A 2,605-nucleotide genomic window follows, 5' to 3' on the forward strand; every position below is an offset into this window, starting at 1 on the left:
CCGGCCGTATCGACACGGTCCTGCGTCCCAAGGCCGACGCGGCCTGGAACCTCCACGAACTCACCCGCGACCACCACGAACTCGCCGAGTTCGTCCTCTTCTCCGGTGGAGCGGGCACGTTCGGCGGCCCCGGCCAGGGCAACTACGCGGCCGCCAACGTCTACCTCGACGCCCTGGCACAGCACCGGCAGGCCCAGGGCCTGCCCGCGCAGGCGATCGCCTGGGGCATGTGGGAAGAGCGCAGCGGCATGACCGCGCACCTCGGCGACGCCGAGATCGCCCGCATGACCCGCTCGGGTATGCACCCGCTGCCCACCGCCCTCGGTCTGGCCCTGCTCGACGCGGCCGGCACCACCGGCCACGCCCTGCTCGTCGCCGCGCGCCTGGACCTGACCGCCGTACGCCGGCACGGCGAGGCCGAGGGCACGGGCCTGCCGCCGCTGTTCCGGGCGCTGGTACGGGCTCCCGCGCGCCGCTCCCTGGGCGCCGGGCAGGCCGTCGAGGCATCCTCGTTCGCCCAGCAGCTCGCCGCGCTGGCACCCGAGCAGGCCGAGCGCACGCTGCTGGACCTCGTCCGTACGCACGTCGCGGCGGTGCTCGGCCACGCCACCCCGGACTCGGTCGAGACCGGCAGGGCCTTCCGCGAGCTGGGCTTCGACTCCCTCACGGCCGTCGAGATCCGCAACCGGCTCAATTCCGCGACCGGTCTGCGGCTGCCGACCACCCTCGTCTTCGACTACCCCACCCCCGAGGTCCTCGCCGCCCATCTGCGGTCCGAACTGCTCGGCCTCGACGCCGGCGCGACCGCGGCGGGCACGCCGGTCCCCGCGAACGCCGACGCCGACGACCCGATCGCGATCATCGGCATGAGCTGCCGCTTCCCGGGCGGGGTCCGCTCGCCGCAGGACCTGTGGCGGCTCCTCGTCGAAGGCCGCGACGCCATCGGCGGCGTACCCCTGGACCGCGAATGGAACCTGGACGTCTTCCGGCACACGGAGGGCGACAGCCAGGGCACCTCGTACGTGGGCGAGGGCGGATTCCTGCGAGACGCGGGGCAGTTCGACCCGGCCTTCTTCGGGATCTCGCCGCGCGAGGCCCTCGCCATGGACCCGCAGCAGCGACTGCTGCTCGAGACCTCCTGGGAGACCTTCGAGCACGCGGGCATCGACCCGGCCTCCGTGTGCAGGACCCGTACCGGCGTGTACGCGGGTGCCGCGGCCTCCGGATACGGCGGAGCGACCCGCGGCCGCCCGAACGGCTTCGAGGGCCACCTCCTGACGGGCACGGCCGGCAGTGTCGTGTCCGGGCGCATCTCGTACGCCCTGGGGCTGGAAGGCCCCGCCATGACCGTGGACACGGCGTGCTCCTCCTCCCTGGTCGCCGTGCACATGGCGGTCCAGGGGCTGCGCGGCGGCGAGTGCACGATGGCCCTGGCCGGCGGCGTGATGGTGATGGGAACGCCCACGTCGTTCGTGGAGTTCAGCCGCCAGCAGGCGCTGGCCGCGGACGGCCGCTGCAAGGCGTTCGCCGAGGCCGCGGACGGCTTCGCGCTGGCCGAGGGCGTCGGCGTCCTGCTCCTGGAGCGTCTGTCGGACGCCCGCCGCAACGGCCACGAGGTCCTCGCGGTCGTCCGGGGCTCGGCGGTCAACCAGGACGGCGCGTCCAACGGCCTGACCGCACCGAACGGTCCCTCGCAGCAGCGCGTGATCCAGCAGGCGCTCGCCAACGCCCGTCTGACCACGGCCGATGTGGACGCGGTCGAGGCGCACGGCACCGGTACGAGGCTGGGCGACCCGATCGAGGCCCAGGCCCTGCTGGCGACGTACGGCAAGGACCGTGCAGAGGACCGTCCGCTGCTGCTGGGCTCGGTGAAGTCGAACATCGGCCACACGCAGGCCGCCGCCGGTGTCGCCGGCGTGATGAAGATGGTCCTGGCGATGCGCAACGGGGTACTGCCGCAGACCCTGCACGTCGACGCCCCCTCCGGCCACGTCGACTGGTCGGCAGGTGCGGTGGAGCTCCTGACGGACCACGTCCCGTGGCCCGAGACCGGCACCCCGCGCCGGGCGGGTGTGTCCTCGTTCGGCATGAGCGGCACGAACGCCCACCTGATCCTGGAAGAGGCCCCGCGACGCACCGAGTCCGCGCCGCCCGTGCCGTCCCCCGCCGTCCCGTCCTCGGCCGTGGTGCCGTGGGTCCTGTCGGGCAAGTCTGAGTCGGCGCTGCGGGCGCAGGCCGAGAGGCTGCTGGAACACGTACGTGCGAACGCCGGCGTCACCCCGGCCGACATCGGTTACTCCCTGGCGCTGACCCGGGCGCGGTTCGACCACCGCGCGGCCGTCGTCGCGGGAGACCGGGACGAGTTCCTCGCGGCCCTTGAGGCGCTCGCCCAGGGCCGCCCGGCAGGAAACGTCCTCAGCGGCGAGGCCCAGCCCTCGCCCCGTCCGGTGTTCGTGTTCCCGGGTCAGGGTGCGCAGTGGGTGGGGATGGCGGTGGGTCTGCTGGACTCATCGCCGGTCTTCGCCGCCCGTATGGCCGAATGCGGGGCTGCGCTGGAGCCGTTCACCGGTTGGTCGTTGCTCGATGTCGTGCGGGGGGTGGAGGG

The 2,605-nt window shown here is 73.7% G+C and carries 1 protein-coding gene; it reads left to right on the top strand.

Annotated features, from left to right (window positions below; genetic code table 11):
* On the top strand, positions 1–2,605 hold a 2,605-nt coding region (locus tag ACFYPC_RS37000; protein WP_391891738.1), incomplete at both ends, for a beta-ketoacyl synthase N-terminal-like domain-containing protein.

The organism is Streptomyces sp. NPDC005808 (assembly GCF_042871385.1).
Lineage (GTDB): Bacteria > Actinomycetota > Actinomycetes > Streptomycetales > Streptomycetaceae > Streptomyces.